At 37.2% G+C, this 2,774-nt stretch carries 1 protein-coding gene; it reads left to right on the top strand.

What is annotated here, in order from left to right:
• A partial coding sequence (locus H5T45_07530; protein MBC7129549.1) for a hypothetical protein occupies nucleotides 1-2,774 on the top strand: 2,774 nt, incomplete at both ends.

Below are 2,774 nucleotides of genomic sequence, written 5' to 3'. Positions count from 1 at the left end.
GAAATGCTTGAAACAAGCAAATGGCATATAACAGATTATGATTATCATTCAGAAAATCACTCATGGTATTGTGGAGTTGAAAGCGCTCCGCATTATCTGAATTGCATGAATGACGCATTGATAAGTGGAGAAATTGAGCTAACATCTCCAGATTATGAAGGAATGAAGGCAATGCTGATGTTCTGGCATAAATATGATATGGACAATGATTATTCAGATAGAGCATATGTTGAAGTTTATGCTGATGGCTCATGGAATGAAGTTGCAAGTTATAACGGAGCAAGAGATTGGGTGCAGGAATTCATTGATATAAGTGATTATATAGGAAAAGTAATAAAGATAAGATTTAGATTTTATAGCAATATTTATACAACAGATTTAGGATGGTTCATTGATGATATAAAACTTGAAATAAGAGAAGTTGAGGAGCCAGTATTTGAAGACAATTTTGACATGTATAAGCATACGGTTGGATCAGAAGCTGTTCCAAGATTCCCGCCAACAGATGGATTAACTGAATATGGAGACTGGAGCAGGGAAGGCAATTTTGCTGGCAATTCATATTATGGATGGGAGCAATATGTGAGCCCGTGGCCATGGACTGATGAAATAGTTGATGCTGCGGTTGTGCATGGCTATTATTATTATCAGAATGAATTTCTATATTCACCAGTAATTTATGACCTGCCAAAATTCAGCAATTTAACATTCTTGCATATTTTCATCACAGAAAATGCTATAGGAAATGTATATCTAATAGATGAAAATGGAGATTGGCATCTGTTAAAGCAATTCAATGATGACACTTGGTTTACCACTGAAGATATATCATTGTGGGATTATTATGGACAGGATATTCAGATAGCATTCGAATTTTCCACTCCATATGGTTATGGAGATTATGACACTGATTTCTGGGTAATATTCTGGGTTGATATAACTTCCTATGGTTTCCTGAGGGCATGCGCTCCAATAACAATAAATGCATATGATTTGCCAGAAAATGAATGTGCAGTTGGAATATCTGCAATATACTGGAGATATGAATGGAATGATATATATAGTGGAGGATTTGGAGATGATTTAGTAGATGGCTCTGAAATTCCTGGAGTAACAGAAGAGGATGAAGAAATTTATGACTTTGAATGGTGGGTGATCTATGATAACGGCGATTATGATGAAGATCCAAGAGTTGGATACATCTCATTTGAAGCTCATTTACCAGAGAATTGCACACATGATTTATACTACTTTGCAAAGGATAAGCTATGCCATTCAAGCGAGTTAAAGCATGAGCGCTGGTATGTAGATGGAATTGCTCCAGAAACATTGCTTGGCATTTCATGGGGCAATCATCCAGAGATACCAAGGAATGAAGAGCCAAAACAATGGTATACACCAAAGGATGTTGAGCTTGGAAATGCACCAAATGTTATATGCATTAATGATGATGTGCACTTCTATGCAAATCATTATGGAGATGGATGCATATATCCATATAACTGGCAGAACAATACATATTATCGCTGGGTATGGTGGAATGAAACAAGTGAAATGTATGAATTCTACCCAACTCCAGACACACCTGGAGCAATAAATGGCAGCGAGATAGATGTTTCAAGCCATGCAGATTTGATACAATTCAATAATAGCTCAGATTTCTGGTTTGAGCAGGAGCCGCCATTTGGTGGATGGATATACTGGATGCATTATGAAGAGCCATTCTATTTCACTGAAGGATGTGAGCACTGGCTATATTACTTCAGCAAGGATGATTTATGCAATACAGAAGAGCCAGTTGAATGGCATGTTGGAGTAGATGACAGCTCGCCTGAAAGCAATTTAGAATTTGAAATAAGCAATGGAACACTTTATTATAATGAAACTTCAAATGTATATTACTTCCAGAACTGTACATGGGTTGTAATAAATACAACAGATTTGCCATCCAATCCAGATTGCCAGACCGGCATATGGTATGTGAATTATACAGTATGGAGATGGGTAACAAGAGAAACAACAGTTCAACTCATTTCAGACCAGGTTAAGAAAGGAGCAATTTACATATCTGGCGAGGAAGCGGGAGAAATAATTGATTACATTGACAGTAATGGCGATGGCTTGTGGAACTATTGCGATTATATGAACATTGAATGGTTATCACCATATGACGGAATTTACAACGATGGGTGGTATCATGTTGAAAGCATAAGCTTTGTTGGTTATTACAATGTTAAAATAAGAGAGGTGATGGGAGGAGCAGGAGAATGGACCACATTAATTCCATGGACAACTGCTTATGAATGGGAAGCGCCTTATCAGCAAAATGGAATAAAATATGACAAGTGGTATGATGAAGAAGGCAGAGAATACTTCCGCTTATGGATACATCTTGGCGATTTAGTCAATTTCTCATGTGGCAAATATGAAATACACTGGCAGGTATATGATTATAATAATATGACAGAGGGAGAGAGGAAGCAGGATCTGGTTATAGATTGCACACCTCCAAGAACAGAGAAAGAATTTAGCGAGCCATTCATAGAGGAGACAATTGCAGGAGGAGAAACAATTCACTGGGTAACAAATAATACAAAGATATGGCTTAATTCAACAGATGATTTCATATGGGATAGCGGTGTTTATGAGATATGGTATCAGTTCTGGAATGAAGAGCCAATATTGCTATGGAAGAGAGGAGATGAAACACATAACAAGAATTACTTCACAATAGAAGAGGCGGTAAGGATAATATTAAATGATCCAGATGCAAC

This window comes from Thermoplasmatales archaeon (assembly GCA_014361245.1).
In the GTDB taxonomy this organism is placed as follows: domain Archaea; phylum Thermoplasmatota; class E2; order UBA202; family JdFR-43; genus JACIWB01.
Note: the sequence above shows the minus strand (reverse complement) of the source record. Positions and strands in the feature narration are given on the sequence as shown.